Consider the following 14562-nt stretch of genomic DNA (forward strand, 5'->3'; position numbering starts at 1 on the left):
TCGTAGTCGACTGTGCAAAACGCCTGCCAGAAACCATAAAGTGATTAAAAAAGGGGCTTTTTTAGGAATAAGTCTCTGCGGATCGTCGTGCGGATCCTTGAATTGCACATCAACGGTGCCGGAAGCGGTGAATTATGGTGCAGGGCGTAAAATGGCGGATTTGTGAGCGAGATCGCATGAGTTGGTTATGAATGACTCAACTGTTTATCATCAAAAAATAGCTATAAAAATTTTTTGTTGCCGCCTCGTGGGAGAAACCGGGAATTTGCCGAGTGGCGGTCTGTACGGGCTGGACGCAGTTATCCACTATTCCTGTGGATAACCATGTGCATTAGAGTTAGAAAACACGCGATAAGCGAGAGAATACGCGGGTTACGCCCGAATTGATGCGAAACACGGCTTTAGAAAATATCGCTTAGTAATTAGCTGGTTAGATAAAAGCAATTGCCGTCATGAAACTGTCACCCGTTGCCACAAAACTATCATTACCTGGCTTGACAAATGTTAAAAAAGGAAAAGTTCTGGGGATAACCGAGTCAGGCTGGTGTTTTATTTTGTCACAGTCTACATTTCAACCGGGATCGCGCTCTTTCCCCGGGCGCTACTCTAAATATCCTGCCACGCTACTGGTTTTTCATCCAGTGTTTTTTACTGGCATTCCTGGCAACAACGAGTAAAATTACTCACCTGCCGCTTATAACGTCATCAGGTTGTCGCCCATGAGTAAACCGTTCAAATTGAATTCTGCTTTCCGTCCTTCGGGGGATCAGCCCGAGGCCATCCGCCGTCTGGAAGAGGGGCTGGAAGATGGGCTGGCGCATCAGACGCTATTAGGTGTGACGGGGTCAGGTAAAACCTTCACCGTCGCCAACGTGATTGCAGATCTCCAGCGCCCAACTATGGTGCTGGCACCCAATAAAACCCTGGCGGCGCAGCTTTATGGTGAGATGAAAGAGTTCTTCCCGGACAACGCGGTGGAGTATTTCGTCTCCTACTACGATTATTACCAGCCAGAAGCCTATGTGCCGAGCTCTGACACCTTCATCGAGAAGGATGCCTCAGTGAACGAACACATTGAGCAGATGCGTCTGTCGGCCACTAAGGCGCTTCTGGAGCGTCGCGATGTTGTGGTTGTCGCATCGGTTTCCGCGATCTACGGCCTGGGCGATCCGGATCTCTATCTCAAGATGATGCTGCACCTCACGCAGGGGATGATCATCGACCAGCGCGCCATCGTCCGTCGTCTGGCGGAGCTGCAATATGCCCGTAACGATCAGGCCTTCCAGCGCGGGACGTTTCGTGTACGCGGTGAGGTGATCGACATCTTCCCGGCGGAATCGGACGATATGGCGCTGCGCGTCGAGCTATTTGACGAAGAGGTTGAACGCCTGTCGCTCTTCGATCCGCTGACCGGACACATTGAATCGGTGATCCAGCGCTTCACCATCTACCCGAAAACGCACTACGTGACGCCGCGCGAGCGTATTGTGCAGGCGATGGAAGAGATCAAAGTGGAGCTGGCCGAGCGCCGTAAGGTGCTGCTGGCCAACAACAAGCTGCTGGAAGAGCAGCGCCTGAGCCAGCGTACCCAGTTTGACCTTGAGATGATGAACGAGCTGGGCTACTGCTCCGGTATTGAAAACTACTCGCGCTTCCTCTCCGGGCGCGGGCCGGGCGAGCCGCCGCCGACGCTGTTTGACTACCTTCCGGCAGACGGTTTGCTGGTGATCGACGAATCCCACGTGACGATCCCGCAGATCGGCGGGATGTACCGCGGTGACCGGGCGCGTAAAGAGACGCTGGTGGAATACGGCTTCCGCCTGCCGTCGGCGCTGGATAACCGCCCGATGAAGTTTGAAGAGTTTGAGGCGCTCGCGCCGCAAACCATTTACGTCTCGGCCACGCCGGGAAACTACGAGCTGGAGAAATCCGGTGACGACGTTGTCGATCAGGTGGTGCGTCCAACGGGTCTGCTCGACCCGATTATTGAAGTTCGTCCGGTGGCGACTCAGGTGGACGATCTGCTCTCGGAAATTCGGGCCCGTTCCGCCATCAACGAGCGCGTGCTGGTGACCACGCTCACCAAACGCATGGCGGAAGACCTGACCGAGTATCTGGAAGAGCACGGCGAGAAGGTGCGTTATCTGCACTCGGATATCGACACCGTCGAGCGCATGGAAATTATTCGCGATCTGCGTCTGGGCGAGTTTGACGTGCTGGTGGGGATCAACCTGCTGCGAGAAGGTCTGGATATGCCGGAAGTCTCGCTGGTGGCGATTTTGGATGCGGATAAAGAGGGCTTCCTGCGTTCTGAGCGTTCGCTGATCCAGACCATCGGCCGCGCCGCGCGTAACGTTAACGGTAAAGCGATTCTGTACGGTGACAAAATCACCCCATCGATGGCGAAAGCGATTGGTGAAACGGAGCGCCGCCGCGAGAAGCAGCAGCGCTACAACGAAGAGCACGGCATTACGCCGCAGGGTCTGAACAAGAAGGTGGTGGATATCCTGGCGCTGGGCCAGAACATAGCCAAAACCAAAGCGAAAGGTCGCGGCAAGGCGCGCTCAGTGGTGGAAGAAGATACCGTCGTGCTGACGCCGAAAGCGCTGCAGCAGAAAATCCACGAGCTGGAAGGACAGATGATGCAGCACGCGCAGAACCTGGAGTTCGAAGAAGCGGCGCAGATCCGCGACCAGCTTCATCAGCTGCGGGATCTGTTTATTGCAGCATCGTAGTTTCTTGCCCGGTGGCGCTGCGCTTACCGGGCCTACGGGTTAAGTGCCCCTTGTAGCCCCGGTAAGCGCAGCGCCACCGGGGGTTGTTAACCCAGCGCCTGAATCGCCTTCTCCAGCGCCTCGCGCAGCAGGTGACGGTCATGGCGATACTTAATATCACTCGCTTCTAGCGGCTCCTGCACCACCACGCGGTCGCCAATACCCGATACGTCCACCTTCGGCCCCACCACGACACCGTCGATAATTTTTTTACCGACATACTGCTCCATTAAATCAAGCTTGTCCGCCAGCGACAGGCTCGCCGCCGCCGGGCTCAGTTCACGTCCCAGGTTACCGATGTAGACCATCGGGGCGGGGGTGCGGCGCAGCGCCTGTGCCAGCTCTTTCACCAGCAGAATCGGCATCAGGCTGGTGTAAAAACTACCAGGGCCAATCAGGATCAGATCCGCTTCACCGATGGCTTCTACCGCTTCGCGCGTGGCGGGGACGCTTGGATAGGTCATTAGCTCCGTTGGCGGCAGGATAAGCTGATCAATATTCACCTCACCGTAAACTTCATGCCCTTCAGCGTCGATAGCCATTAAATCGACCGGTTGTTCAGACATGGGGATCAGAAATGCATCCACTTTAAGCAGATTACGGATCAGGTTGATGGCTTCGAGAGGCCGCACACTCAGGTGATCTAAGGCCTTTAACATCAGATTTCCGAGGTTATGCCCGGAAAGTTCGCCATTACCGCCAAAACGGTACTCAAACATCGCCGATGCGACGCTCGGTTCGGTAATTAACTGGTTCAGACAGTTGCGCATATCTCCCCAGGCAATGCCGCCTTCGGCACGTCGGATCCGCCCCGTTGAGCCGCCGTTATCGGTGGTGGTCACTATCCCTGTCAGCCTTGACCCGAGTGACGACAATGAGGACATGACGCGGCCCAGGCCGTGGCCTCCGCCAAGAGCGACCACTCGGTCAAGATCCGCAAAAGTGCGATTGCGCATAGGTATTCCTTATCACGTTCGATCGCGTAACAGTAACCTAACTACCCCTAAAAGACGATGCCTCAGCCGATGCAAAATGACGTATATCAATGTGAAAGTGTGGTTTTTGGGTATTCTGTAGCGAAAATGCACGATTAAGTCGCTATATATATAATTATATAGCGAAATGCGAGAATGGCGAAGTGATGATTTCCGCGTTACTATCGCTATAACCACGTTTTCATTTTTGAAAACATACACTCTAGCCCTGGCGCCTGTGTCGAACGATATGGCGCCCTGGCCGTGGCAAATTAGCCACCAGGGTACAGAAAGAAATGACTGTGCCTCCCGATCTGGAAAGGTGTACATGGCTTCACAACTTACTGATGCTTTCGCGCGTAAGTTTTATTACTTACGTCTGTCGATTACCGATGTGTGTAACTTCCGTTGCACCTACTGCCTGCCCGATGGCTACAAGCCGGGTAAGGTCACCAATAACGGCTTTCTCTCCGTGGATGAAGTGCGCCGCGTTACGCGCGCCTTCTCTGAACTCGGCACGGAAAAGGTGCGTCTGACCGGTGGCGAACCCTCTTTACGTCGTGATTTCCCCGACATCATTGCCGCCGTGCGTGAAAACGAACGTATCCGCCAGATAGCGGTGACCACTAACGGTTACCGCATGGCGCGCGACGTGGCGAACTGGCGCGATGCGGGCCTGACGGCGATCAACGTCAGCGTAGATAGCCTCGATGCGCGTCAGTTCCACGCCATTACCGGACAGGACAAATTCCATCAGGTGATGGAAGGCATCGACGCCGCATTTACTGCGGGGTTCGACAAAGTCAAAGTGAATACCGTGCTGATGCGTGATGTAAACCATCATCAGCTGGACACCTTCCTGGCGTGGATCAAACCACGCCGCATTCAACTGCGTTTTATTGAGCTGATGGAAACCGGCGAGGGCAGCGAGCTGTTCCGTCGTCATCACATCTCTGGCATGGTGCTGCGCAACGCGCTGCTGAGACGCGGCTGGATCCACCAGATCCGCCAGCGCAGCGACGGCCCGGCGCAGGTCTTCTGTCACCCGGATTACGAAGGTGAGATAGGCCTTATCATGCCCTATGAGAAAGACTTCTGCGCCAGCTGCAACCGCCTGCGCGTCTCCTCCGTTGGCAAGCTTCATCTCTGCCTGTTTGGCGACGGCGGCGTAGATCTTCGCGATTTGCTGGAAGACGATGCGCAGCAGGACGCGCTTGAAGCACGCATTTCTGAAGCGCTGACGCATAAAAAACAGACCCACTTCCTGCATCAGGGCAATACCGGCATTACTCAGAACCTGTCTTACATCGGCGGGTAATCAGTCTTAAGAAGGAATCAGAAGATGAGTCAGGTAAGCGCAGAATTTATCCCGACACGCATAGCTATCCTTACCGTTTCCGACCGCCGTGGCGAAGAGGATGATACCTCCGGTCACTGGCTGCGTGATGAGGCGCATGACGCGGGGCATCACATCGTCGATAAAGCGATCGTAAAAGAGAACCGCTACGCCATTCGCGCTCAGGTCTCTCAGTGGATCGCCAGCGATGAGGTGCAGGTGGTGTTGATTACCGGCGGCACCGGTTTTACCGCAGGCGATCAGACTCCCGAAGCGCTGATCCCGCTGTTTGACCGCGAAGTGGAAGGCTTCGGCGAAGTGTTCCGCATGCTCTCCTTTGAAGAGATTGGTACCTCTACGCTCCAGTCGCGCGCCGTGGCGGGCGTGGCAAACAACACGCTGATTTTCGCTATGCCGGGCTCGACCAAAGCCTGCCGTACCGCGTGGGAAAACATCATCGCCCCGCAGCTGGATGCCCGTACCCGTCCGTGTAATTTCCACCCCCATTTAAAGAAATAAGCTATGTCACAACTGACCCACATTAACGCCGCCGGTGAAGCGCATATGGTGGATGTTTCCGCCAAAGCGGAAACGGTGCGCGAGGCGCGCGCGGAAGCGTTCGTCACTATGCTGCCAGAAACCCTGGCGATGATTCTCGACGGCAGCCACCACAAAGGTGATGTCTTTGCGACCGCGCGCATCGCCGGTATTCAGGCCGCGAAACGCACCTGGGACTTAATTCCGCTGTGCCATCCGCTGATGCTGAGCAAGGTGGAAGTGAACCTGCAGGCGCAGCCGGAGCACAGCCGCGTGCGCATTGAGTCGCTCTGCCGCTTAACCGGGAAGACCGGCGTTGAGATGGAAGCGCTGACGGCGGCCTCCGTCGCCGCGCTGACCATCTACGATATGTGTAAAGCAGTGCAGAAAGATATGGTCATTGGCCCGGTGCGCCTGCTGGCGAAAAGCGGCGGCAAATCCGGTGATTTTAAGGTGGACAGCCATGATTAAGGTGCTCTTTTTTGCCCAGGTGCGCGAGCTGGTCAATACCGACAGCCTGACGCTGGATGCGTCCTTCGAAAACGTCGCTGCCCTGCGCGCGCATCTGGCGGCACAAAGCGACCGCTGGGCGCTGGCACTCGAGGAAGGCAAGCTGCTGGCTGCCGTGAATCAGACGCTGGTTGAATTCACCCATCCGCTGAACGCAGGGGATGAAGTGGCCTTCTTCCCGCCGGTGACAGGGGGCTAAGATGGCTGAAACACGAATTCTGGTGAGTCCCGAGCGTTTTAACGTGGGGACCGAATACAGCTGGCTGGCGGAACGCGATGAAGACGGCGCGGTCGTGACCTTCACCGGCAAAGTGCGCAACCACAACCTCGGTGACAGCGTGAAGGCACTGACGCTGGAGCACTATCCGGGGATGACCGAGAAATCGCTGGCGGCGATTGTCGACGAGGCGCGGGGCCGCTGGCCGCTTGGCCGCATCACGGTGATTCACCGCATTGGCGAGATGTGGCCTGGCGAGGAGATTGTCTTCGTCGGGGTGACCAGCGCGCACCGCGGCAGTGCGTTTGCGGCAGGGGAGTTCATTATGGACTATCTCAAAACCAAAGCCCCGTTCTGGAAGCGTGAAGCCACGCCGGAAGGTGACCGCTGGGTGGAATCGCGCGACAGCGATAAACAAGCCGCCAGCCGTTGGTAGTCGGTTTACGTGGATGTGTTAATCTTAACGTGTGTGTCTACTTAGAACCTATCCCAGAAGGGATTGTCAGAATGTCGTAACTGATAATTTCTGAAGGTGAAAAGATGACAGGCAGCAAATGGCGGATCAGCGATGAACTTTGGGAAAAAATGGCACCGCTTATCCCTGAGCACAAAACCTGCCATCCACTCGGTACGCACCGGAAACGCGTTGATAACCGCGCTGCCATGGACGCCATATTCTTCGTCCTCAGGACCGGTTGCCAGTGGAACGCCCTGAACGCCACCGGGATATGTTCATCGAGTTCTGCACACCGGCGCTTTCAGGAATGGCGCGATGCCGGAGTCTTCGAGCGCTTCTGGCAGAACGGTTTGCTTGCCTGCGGGCATCTGGACAGCATTGACTGGTCCTGGCTGTCAATGGACGGCTGTATCACCAAATCGCCGCTGTCAGGAACAAAAAAACAGGCCGTAACCCCACTGACAGAGGGAAACAAGGCGTAAAGCGCAGCCTTTTGACGGACGCCTGCGGGCTTCCTCTGTCGCTGGTTGTCTCAGCAGCGAACACGCACGACATCAAACTGGTTGCGGATACGCTCGATGCCCTTCAGACGGGTCGTCCGGGGCAAAAACTCAGACTCTGCCTGGACAAAGGTTACGATGCAGGCTGGCTGAAAACATATCTGCAGAGCCGCCGCTACGAGCCGCATATCCAGTCCCGTAAAGAAGAGTCAGATGCCAGTAAAAACACGGACTTCAAAGCCCATCGCTGGGTTGTCGAAAGAACTCATAGCTGGATGAATCGCTTTCGCCGGGTTCTGACACGATGGGAAAAGAAGACTGAAAATTACGAGGCCATGTTGCATTTTGCCTGTGGTCTTATTGTCTGGAATAAAGTCCTATTGAGATAGGCTCTTAGTGCTGTTTCAAATCGTTTCAGTTAAATCAATTTTATCAACATCCAGATAGAAGCTCGGCTCAGGATTTTGTTCTGCTCGGATATGGATCATAAGTGGTGATACCCATGAGGCCTGTGCTTCTACAATAAATTGCTCTTCGTGCCATGTGTTGCTTCTGTTTTTATTAATGATAACAGGAACCCCCCACACATCATTAGTATTTTCTGTCATTACAGAAAGTGTACCAGTTAAAAAAGGGCTTCTGCTGTAAATTTTGATTAGGTACTTTTTACCCGGTTCAAGGTTAATCTGCTGATAGATTGCTTCTGTCGATGTGATACGGCAGTAGTTATTGATGACAGTAACAGTTTCATTTTCAGTAGCGACACCCGAACCATTGCTTGTGAAACCCCACTGGGAGTTACCATTATCAAACTCACCATTGCTGATTAAATTTTCTGACATTTTTTGTATCCTATAAAATTGTGATAAATATCAAAAGCTATTGCTTTATGAGTAAGCACGGGCACTGTACATAAATACAGCATCGCGATCAATTGACATGTTGATATGTTAATATATTGATAACATGAACCTGGCCCGATATTTCCAGACGAGAAGACCACAGGGAGCATGGACTCGTCATTTTAAGCCTTCAATTCCCATAGGGTCAGGACACGGCGAAAGCGATTCATCCAGCTATGAGTCCTCCAGACAACCCAGCGATGGGCTCTGAAGCCCGTGTTTTTACTCGCGTCTGACTCTTCTTTACGGGACTGGATATGCAGTTCGTAGCGGCGGCTCTGTAGATATGTTTTCAGCCAGCCTGCATCGTAACCTTTGTCCAGGCAGAGTCTGAGTTTTTGCCCCGGATGAGCCGTCTGAAGGGCATCGAGCGTATCCGCAACCAGTTTGATGTCGTGCGCGTTCGCTGCTGCGACAACCAGAGACAGAGGAAGCCCGCTGGCGTCCGTCAGCAGGCTGCACTTTACGCCTTGTTTCCCTCTGTCCGTGGGGTTGCGGCCTGTTTTTTGGTTCCTGACAGCGGCGATTTGGTCATACAGTCGTCCATTGACAGCCAGGACCAGTCAATGCTGTCCAGATGCACGCAGGCAAGCCAACCGTTCTGCCAGAAGCGCTCGAAAACGCCAGCATCGCGCCATTCCTTAAAGCGCAGGTGTGCAGAACTCGATGAACATATCCCGGTTGCGTTCAGGGCGTTCCACTGGCAACCGGTCCTGAGGACGAAGAATATGGCGTCCATGGCAGCGCGGTTATCAACGCGTTTCCGGTGCGTACCGAGTGGATGGCAGGGTTTGTGCTCGGGGATAAGCAGTGCCATTTTTCCCAGAGTTCATCGCTGATCCGCCATTTGCTGCCTGTCATCTTTTCACCTTCAGAAATTATCAGTTACGACATGCTGACAATCCCTTCTGGGATAGGTTCTTAATCTTAATCAGGAGTGAATCATGGACCGATTTCCGCGTTCCGATTCAATAGTACAGCAGACCCGTAGCGGCCTGCAGACGTATATGGCTCAGGTGTACGGCTGGATGACGGTCGGCCTGCTGCTTACCGCGTTTATCGCGTGGTATGCGGCGAACACGCCTGAACTGATGATGTTTATCTTTTCCAGCAAAATCACCTTCTTTGGGCTGATTATCGCGCAGCTGGCGCTGGTGTTTGTGCTTTCTGGCCTGGTGCAAAAGCTGAGTGCCGGAATGGCGACCACGCTGTTTATGCTCTATTCAGCGCTAACCGGACTGACGCTTTCCAGTATTTTCATCGTTTACACCTACTCCTCCATCGCCAGCACCTTTGTGGTGACCGGCGGGATGTTCGGCGTGATGAGCCTGTACGGTTACACCACCAAACGTGACCTGAGCGGCTTAGGCAACATGCTGTTTATGGGGCTGATTGGGATCGTGCTGGCGTCGCTGGTGAACCTGTGGCTGAAGAGTGACGCGCTGATGTGGGCTGTGACCTACATCGGGGTGGTGGTCTTCGTTGGCTTGACGGCCTACGACACCCAGAAGCTGAAAAACATCGGCGAGCAGATTGACGTGCGCGACAGTTCTAACCTGCGCAAATACTCGATTCTGGGGGCGTTGACGCTGTATCTGGACTTCATCAACCTGTTCCTGATGCTGCTGCGTATTTTCGGCAACCGTCGTTAAGGTTGCTTTGCTGGGTGGCGGTGCGGTCTGGTGCCCTCACCCTGACCCTCTCCCACGGGAGAGGGAACAAACACTAAAAACGGCAACAAGGTTGCCGTTTTGCTTTTATTTCGCCATTACCTTTTCGTTCTTCGCCCGCAGCTTCTTCGCCCGACTCTCCAGCACCAGATAACAGACCGTTGCCAGCGCCAGCGGCAGGAAGTAATAGATCATGCGGTACGCCAGCAGGGCGGCGATAATCGTTCCCTGAGAGACATGCTCCCCCGCAAGCAACGCGATAAACACCGCCTCCAGCACGCCGATCCCCGCCGGGATATGCACAATCACGCCTGCAATACTGCTCACCAGCAGCACGCCCAGCACGAAGAAGTAATTTACGTCCTCGCCAATCAACAGCCAGATAATCGCCCCCATCGCCATCCAGTTGGCGCTGGAGACCACCATTTGCAGCACCGCGAACTTCCATGAGGGCAACACCAGCTTTTGCCCCTTGATGGTCATATGGCGGCGTTTAGCAAAGGCGCAGGCCCACAGATACACGGCGATGATCAGCAGCAGCACGATGCCCAGAATGCGCAGCGTGGCCTCGTCGATATACCAGTGCGCGGGCAGCTGCACCACGCCGATGGTGAAGATCACCCCGCCGAGCAGAATATAGCCCAGCCAGTTCGTGGTGATGCTTAACGAGAAAATGCGCGTGATAGTCCCGCCCGGCAGGCCAAGGCGCGAGTAAAGGCGATAGCGCATGCCAATGCCGCCGACCCAGGTGCTCAGCGTCAGGTTAAAGGCGTAGCAGATAAACGACACCAGCATCACCTGGCGCTTTGCCAGCTTGTGTCCGCAGTAGGCGCGGCCCAGCAGGTCGTAGCAGCCGTATATCAGGTAGCTGACGATGACCAGCCCAACGGCGCTCAGGAGCACCATCCGGTTATAGTTGCGGATAACCTTCCACACCTCTTCCCAGTCGACTTTTTGCGCGTACACCACCAGCAGTACCGCGACGGCGATGAAGAACAGCCAGGTGAGGATTTTTTTTGCCAGCTTCCAGCGAGGATGCGATTTCGACATCAGGTTTTCCCTCCGTCTTCCGCTTCAATGCGGTCCTGAGTTTCCATTTCGGGTTGAACCGGCGGGTCCACCTGCGCAAGCTTTGGCGTATGCGCGGGCAGCCAGCCGACCATCGCCGGGAAATGACGCAGGAAGTGGAACACCACCACGCCAATGCCAAGGTTCCACCAGGTGCGTTTCGGCACCATGGACTCATCCACGCGCACGCAGTCATTGACGATCAGCCCCTGCAGGTTATCCCGCAGGGTTTGATTAAACTGCCGATCGTGAATGATCAGATTCGCTTCCAGATTCAGCGACAGGCTCAGCGGATCGAGATTGCTGGAGCCGACGGTGGCCCAGTGATCGTCCATCAGCGCCACTTTGCCGTGCAGCGGTCGGCGGCGATATTCGTAGATCTGTACGCCGCCTTTCACCAGATAGTTATAGAGCAGGCGTGCGCCCACTTTGACAATCGGCATATCCGGCTCGCCCTGCACAATCAGCTTCACGCGCACGCCGCGTCGGGCCGCATTGCGCATGGCATGCAGAATACGGTAGCCGGGGAAGAAGTAAGCGTTGGCGATAATCACCTCGCGCTTCGCGTTCGCCAGCATCTTCAGGTAATGACGTTCAATGTCATCCCGGTGCTCGCCGTTGTCGCGCCAGACGAAAAGCGCCTGCGCTTCGCCGGGCTGTCGGTTTTCCTCCGGGCGATGGCGACGCCGCCACCAGTGGCGAACGGCCTCTTTACCCGGCAGGTTCTCCAGTTCAAACAGTAAAATATCCTGAACCACCGGGCCTTCAATGCGGATCGCGTAGTCCTGCTTGGCTTCCGGGCCATAGTCGGACATATGTTCAGCGGAGTAGTTAATGCCGCCGACGAACGCCACCGTCTCATCCACCACCACAATTTTGCGGTGCATCCGACGAAAAAGGTTCGTGCGCATGCCAAATAAGCGGGGACCGGGATCGTAGTAGCGGAAGACCACGCCTGCGGCGGTCAGTTCGTTGACGAACTCATCGCTCAGGTCCGGTGAGCCATAGCCGTCGAGCAGCGCTTCAATTTTGACCCCGCGCCGGGCAGCACGCAGCAGCACGCTGTGCAGCTGCTTGCCAACCTCATCTTCGAACCAGATAAAGGTTTCGAGGATCACTTTCTGCTGTGCGTTATCAATCGCTTTAAACACGGCCGGATAATATTGATCGCCATTCTCCAGCAGCGTAATGCGGTTTCCTTCCTGCCATGTACATTTCATAAGTGGATCTCCGCGCTGAGCGGGGCATGGTCTGATAAATGTCGCCAGTTGAGTAACGCCAGCGCGGTAGGGCTGCTGGCATGGGCGTTTTTGACGTAGATGCGGTCAAGGCGCAGCAGGGGGAAGCGCACCGGGAACGTGCGTGCGGGGCGTCCGTTGGCGCGGGTGAAAATTTCCTCCAGCCCGGCGTTCACCTTAAGCGGATGGTTGGCGCGTTGCCGCCAGTCGTTGAAATCACCGGCGATGACCACGGGCTCGCCTTCCGGCAGCGCATTGCTCCATTCGGCGAGCATCTGCAGCTGAGCCTGACGGTGGGCTTCACGCAGGCCAAGATGCACGCAGCCTACGTGAACGGGAAATTGCAGATCGGGTGGCGCGATACGACAGTAAAGCAGGCCGCGTTTTTCACTTTCGCCCACCGACACGTCGCGGTTTTCATAATGCTCAATCGGAAAACGCGACAGCACCGCATTACCGTGGTGCCCTTCGGGGTAAACTGCGTTGCGTCCGTAGGCGTAATCGCTCCACATGGTATCGGCCAGAAACTCGTAGTGAGGGGTATCCGGCCAGTTTTCGACATGCATTGGATGCACTTCGTGCGCGCCCATCACTTCCTGCAGGCAAACAATGTCCGCGCTGACGGTGCGTACGGCGTCGCGCAGCTCCGGTAAAATGAAGCGGCGGTTAAATGCTGTGAAGCCCTTATGAATGTTTATCGTCAGCACCTTAAGCGAGAAATGCTGCGTTTTAATGGTCATAAACACCTTCCTGGGTGACTATCCCGATGAAAATAAAGTGTAGTCGGCGTCACAAAAAGATGCGGCGTTACGGAATTTTCCGTAAAGTGCGGTAGTCTGAACTAGCAGAGAAAAATCCTTCAGGAGAGAAGCCATGAAGTGGCAACAACGTGTTCGTGTCGCAACGGGTTTGAGTTGCTGGCAGATAATGTTGCATTTACTGGTCGTGGCCGTACTGGTGATGGGCTGGATGAGCGGCACGCTGGTGCATGTTGGTCTGGGGCTATGCGTGCTTTACGGCGTCACCGTGCTGTCGATGCTGTTCTTACAGCGCCACCATGAAGCGCGCTGGCGTGAAGTGGGTGATGTGCTCGAAGAGCTCACCACCACCTGGTATTTTGGTGCCGCGATGATTGTGCTTTGGCTGCTGTCGCGCGTGCTGCAAAACAACCTGCTGCTGGCCCTGGCGGGTCTGGCAATCCTCGCAGGGCCTGCGGTTGTCTCTTTACTCACCAAAGAGAAAAAGCTACGCAATGTTGCGTCTAAACATCGCGTACGCCACTGATCCCGTCGTGGCCGCGATAACCAGTAGCGGCCACAAACTTCCCCAGACAATGTCCAGGCTCGCATCCTTCAGATAGATTTGCTTGGTGATGTCCGTAAAGTGCCGAATCGGGTTTACCCACGTCAGATCCTGTAGCCACACCGGCATATTCTCGACGGGGGAAACATAACCCGAGAGCAAAATTGCGGGCATCATAAAGACGAATACCCCGATAAATGCCTGCTGCTGCGTCGAGCAGAGCGCCGAGATCAGCAGTCCAAACCCCACCAGCGACAGCCCGTAAATCACCATCGTGAAGTAAAACAGCGCCAGCGAACCGGCGAACGGGATCTGGTAGGCCCAAATACCTACTCCCAGCACGATGGTGGCCTGGAAGGTCGCGACAATCAGCGCCGGAACCGCTTTGCCGACGAAAATCTGCCAGGTGGCGAGCGGGGAGACCAGCAGCTGGTCCAGCGTGCCCTGTTCGCGCTCGCGGGCGACGGACAGGGAGGTGACGATCATCACCCCGATGGTCGTGATCATGGCGATCAGCGACGGCACCACGAACCACTTATAGTCCAGATTCGGGTTGTACCAGTTGCGCACTACCAGCTCGCTGTTGTTAGGCTTCGGTTTGCCCTCCATCAGCTCCTGCTGGTAATCCTTCACCACCTGCTGTAGATAGTTCGCTGCGATCTGGGCGCTGTTGGAGTTACGCCCGTCGAGGATCAGCTGCATCGGCGCGGTCTGGAAGGTATCCAGATTGCGGGAGAAATCCGCCGGGAACCGCACCAGCAGCAGCGCTTTTTGCGTGTCGATGGTGGGCTGGATCGCCTGCGGGCTTTTCAGCAGCAGGATGTGAGTAAAGGCCTTCGCGCGGGCAAAGCGCTGCGTTAGCTCGACGGAATGTTTGCCGTTGTCTTCGTTGTAAATGGCAATGGTGGCGTTGGTCACCTCAAGGGTGGCGGCAAACGGGAACAGTAAAACCTGGATCAGCACCGGCAAAACCAGAATGGCGCGGGTTTGCGGCTCGCGCAGCAGGGATTGCAGTTCTTTGCGTATTAACGTCCATAAACGGTGAAACATTGCATCGTCCTCCTGTCGGGTGGCGCT

At 55.4% G+C, this 14562-nt stretch carries 15 protein-coding genes, 1 pseudogene and 1 riboswitch; of the genes and pseudogenes, 9 read left to right on the forward strand and 7 right to left on the reverse strand.

Translation table 11 applies throughout. The annotated features are described in order from the left end of the window. Positions 1–719: 719 nt before the first annotated feature. Positions 720–2735 carry an excinuclease ABC subunit UvrB gene (uvrB, locus tag EXW94_RS16860; protein ID WP_100165248.1) on the forward strand — a complete coding sequence of 672 codons (2016 nt, stop codon included), beginning with the start codon at positions 720–722 and terminating at the stop codon, positions 2733–2735. A gap of 86 nt (positions 2736–2821) precedes the next feature. Here the strand turns inward: uvrB and yvcK are convergent, their stop codons facing one another. Beyond that, complete coding sequence (gene yvcK / locus EXW94_RS16865; RefSeq protein WP_010428835.1) at positions 2822–3730, reverse strand: uridine diphosphate-N-acetylglucosamine-binding protein YvcK; 909 nt, start codon at positions 3728–3730, stop codon at positions 2822–2824. A gap of 225 nt (positions 3731–3955) precedes the next feature. Beyond that, positions 3956–4089, forward strand: a riboswitch (molybdenum cofactor riboswitch). Between yvcK and moaA the strand changes: the two genes are divergently transcribed. From moaA to EXW94_RS16895, 6 genes are all read left to right on the forward strand, one after another. Beyond that, complete coding sequence (gene moaA / locus EXW94_RS16870) at positions 4077–5066, forward strand: GTP 3',8-cyclase MoaA (protein ID WP_174340588.1); 990 nt, start codon at positions 4077–4079, stop codon at positions 5064–5066. Its footprint overlaps the riboswitch before it by 13 nt. 24 nt (positions 5067–5090) lie before the next feature. Beyond that, the gene (gene moaB / locus EXW94_RS16875) at positions 5091–5603 is read left to right on the forward strand and encodes a molybdenum cofactor biosynthesis protein B (protein ID WP_010428839.1); all 513 of its coding nucleotides are present in this window, start codon (positions 5091–5093) and stop codon (positions 5601–5603) included. Positions 5604–5606: 3 nt separating this feature from the next. Further along, on the forward strand, positions 5607–6092 hold the full coding sequence (moaC, locus tag EXW94_RS16880; protein WP_089598948.1) for a cyclic pyranopterin monophosphate synthase MoaC: 486 nt from the start codon (positions 5607–5609) through the stop codon (positions 6090–6092). Continuing rightward, complete coding sequence (moaD, locus tag EXW94_RS16885; protein WP_042719364.1) at positions 6085–6330, forward strand: molybdopterin synthase sulfur carrier subunit; 246 nt, start codon at positions 6085–6087, stop codon at positions 6328–6330. The genes moaC and moaD overlap by 8 nt, the downstream gene beginning before the upstream one ends. Before the next feature lies 1 nt (position 6331). Continuing rightward, positions 6332–6784: a molybdopterin synthase catalytic subunit MoaE gene (moaE, locus tag EXW94_RS16890; protein ID WP_108415901.1), complete on the forward strand. Its 453-nt coding sequence runs from the start codon at positions 6332–6334 to the stop codon at positions 6782–6784. A gap of 104 nt (positions 6785–6888) precedes the next feature. Next, positions 6889–7694 (forward strand): IS5 family transposase gene (locus EXW94_RS16895; RefSeq protein ID WP_174339605.1). Its coding sequence is split into 2 segments (ribosomal slippage): positions 6889–7239 and positions 7242–7694, totalling 804 coding nucleotides; the frame shifts between segments, so codons are not numbered across the junction. A gap of 15 nt (positions 7695–7709) precedes the next feature. On the opposite strand, the gene EXW94_RS16900 is transcribed toward EXW94_RS16895, so the two are convergent. Together EXW94_RS16900 and EXW94_RS16905 are read right to left on the reverse strand one after the other, a co-directional pair. Further along, positions 7710–8147 (reverse strand): hypothetical protein, encoded by a 438-nt coding sequence (locus tag EXW94_RS16900; protein ID WP_174339604.1) that lies wholly within the window; start codon positions 8145–8147, stop codon positions 7710–7712. Between the two features lie 194 nt (positions 8148–8341). Next, a pseudogene (locus EXW94_RS16905) lies at positions 8342–9068 on the reverse strand (IS5 family transposase); the annotation flags it as partial. An 83-nt stretch (positions 9069–9151) separates the two neighbouring features. On the opposite strand from EXW94_RS16905, the gene EXW94_RS16910 reads away from it, so the two are divergent. Further along, complete coding sequence (locus EXW94_RS16910; protein WP_010428846.1) at positions 9152–9859, forward strand: Bax inhibitor-1/YccA family protein; 708 nt, start codon at positions 9152–9154, stop codon at positions 9857–9859. A 105-nt stretch (positions 9860–9964) separates the two neighbouring features. Here EXW94_RS16910 and EXW94_RS16915 read toward each other — a convergent pair whose 3' ends face one another. From EXW94_RS16915 to EXW94_RS16925, 3 genes are read right to left on the reverse strand one after another with little or no spacing between them, the layout of a single operon-like run. Then, positions 9965–10927 carry a YbhN family protein gene (locus tag EXW94_RS16915; RefSeq protein WP_174340589.1) on the reverse strand — a complete coding sequence of 321 codons (963 nt, stop codon included), beginning with the start codon at positions 10925–10927 and terminating at the stop codon, positions 9965–9967. Next, a complete protein-coding gene (gene clsB / locus EXW94_RS16920; RefSeq protein ID WP_010428848.1) occupies positions 10927–12165 on the reverse strand; it encodes a cardiolipin synthase ClsB in 1239 nt (412 codons plus the stop codon). The genes EXW94_RS16915 and clsB overlap by 1 nt, the downstream gene beginning before the upstream one ends. Then, entirely contained in the window at positions 12162–12923 is a 762-nt protein-coding gene (locus tag EXW94_RS16925) for an endonuclease/exonuclease/phosphatase family protein (protein WP_126815586.1), read from the reverse strand. The genes clsB and EXW94_RS16925 overlap by 4 nt, the downstream gene beginning before the upstream one ends. Positions 12924–13056: 133 nt before the next feature. On the opposite strand from EXW94_RS16925, the gene EXW94_RS16930 reads away from it, so the two are divergent. Then, positions 13057–13467, forward strand: a complete 411-nt coding sequence (locus tag EXW94_RS16930; protein ID WP_089598953.1) for a YbhQ family protein — start codon at positions 13057–13059, stop codon at positions 13465–13467. Here EXW94_RS16930 and EXW94_RS16935 read toward each other — a convergent pair. Beyond that, positions 13429–14535, reverse strand: coding sequence for an ABC transporter permease (locus EXW94_RS16935; RefSeq protein ID WP_042715003.1), 1107 nt, complete (start codon positions 14533–14535; stop codon positions 13429–13431). The two genes, EXW94_RS16930 and EXW94_RS16935, sit on opposite strands and share 39 nt — an antisense overlap. Positions 14536–14562 lie beyond the last annotated feature (27 nt).

Source organism: Enterobacter sp. JMULE2 (assembly GCF_013337145.1).
In the GTDB taxonomy this organism is placed as follows: Bacteria; Pseudomonadota; Gammaproteobacteria; order Enterobacterales; family Enterobacteriaceae; genus Enterobacter; species Enterobacter mori.

Excerpts from the sequence above, each read along its gene's own strand:
- uvrB (WP_100165248.1), top strand. The coding sequence starts at position 720 with ATGAGTAAACCGTTCAAATTGAATTCTGCTTTCCGTCCTTCGGGGGAT.
- yvcK (WP_010428835.1), bottom strand. The coding sequence starts at position 3,730 with ATGCGCAATCGCACTTTTGCGGATCTTGACCGAGTGGTCGCTCTTGGC.
- moaA (WP_174340588.1), top strand. The coding sequence starts at position 4,077 with ATGGCTTCACAACTTACTGATGCTTTCGCGCGTAAGTTTTATTACTTA.
- moaB (WP_010428839.1), top strand. The coding sequence starts at position 5,091 with ATGAGTCAGGTAAGCGCAGAATTTATCCCGACACGCATAGCTATCCTT.
- moaC (WP_089598948.1), top strand. The coding sequence starts at position 5,607 with ATGTCACAACTGACCCACATTAACGCCGCCGGTGAAGCGCATATGGTG.
- moaD (WP_042719364.1), top strand. The coding sequence starts at position 6,085 with ATGATTAAGGTGCTCTTTTTTGCCCAGGTGCGCGAGCTGGTCAATACC.
- moaE (WP_108415901.1), top strand. The coding sequence starts at position 6,332 with ATGGCTGAAACACGAATTCTGGTGAGTCCCGAGCGTTTTAACGTGGGG.
- EXW94_RS16900 (WP_174339604.1), bottom strand. The coding sequence starts at position 8,147 with ATGTCAGAAAATTTAATCAGCAATGGTGAGTTTGATAATGGTAACTCC.
- EXW94_RS16910 (WP_010428846.1), top strand. The coding sequence starts at position 9,152 with ATGGACCGATTTCCGCGTTCCGATTCAATAGTACAGCAGACCCGTAGC.
- EXW94_RS16915 (WP_174340589.1), bottom strand. The coding sequence starts at position 10,927 with ATGTCGAAATCGCATCCTCGCTGGAAGCTGGCAAAAAAAATCCTCACC.
- clsB (WP_010428848.1), bottom strand. The coding sequence starts at position 12,165 with ATGAAATGTACATGGCAGGAAGGAAACCGCATTACGCTGCTGGAGAAT.
- EXW94_RS16925 (WP_126815586.1), bottom strand. The coding sequence starts at position 12,923 with ATGACCATTAAAACGCAGCATTTCTCGCTTAAGGTGCTGACGATAAAC.
- EXW94_RS16930 (WP_089598953.1), top strand. The coding sequence starts at position 13,057 with ATGAAGTGGCAACAACGTGTTCGTGTCGCAACGGGTTTGAGTTGCTGG.
- EXW94_RS16935 (WP_042715003.1), bottom strand. The coding sequence starts at position 14,535 with ATGTTTCACCGTTTATGGACGTTAATACGCAAAGAACTGCAATCCCTG.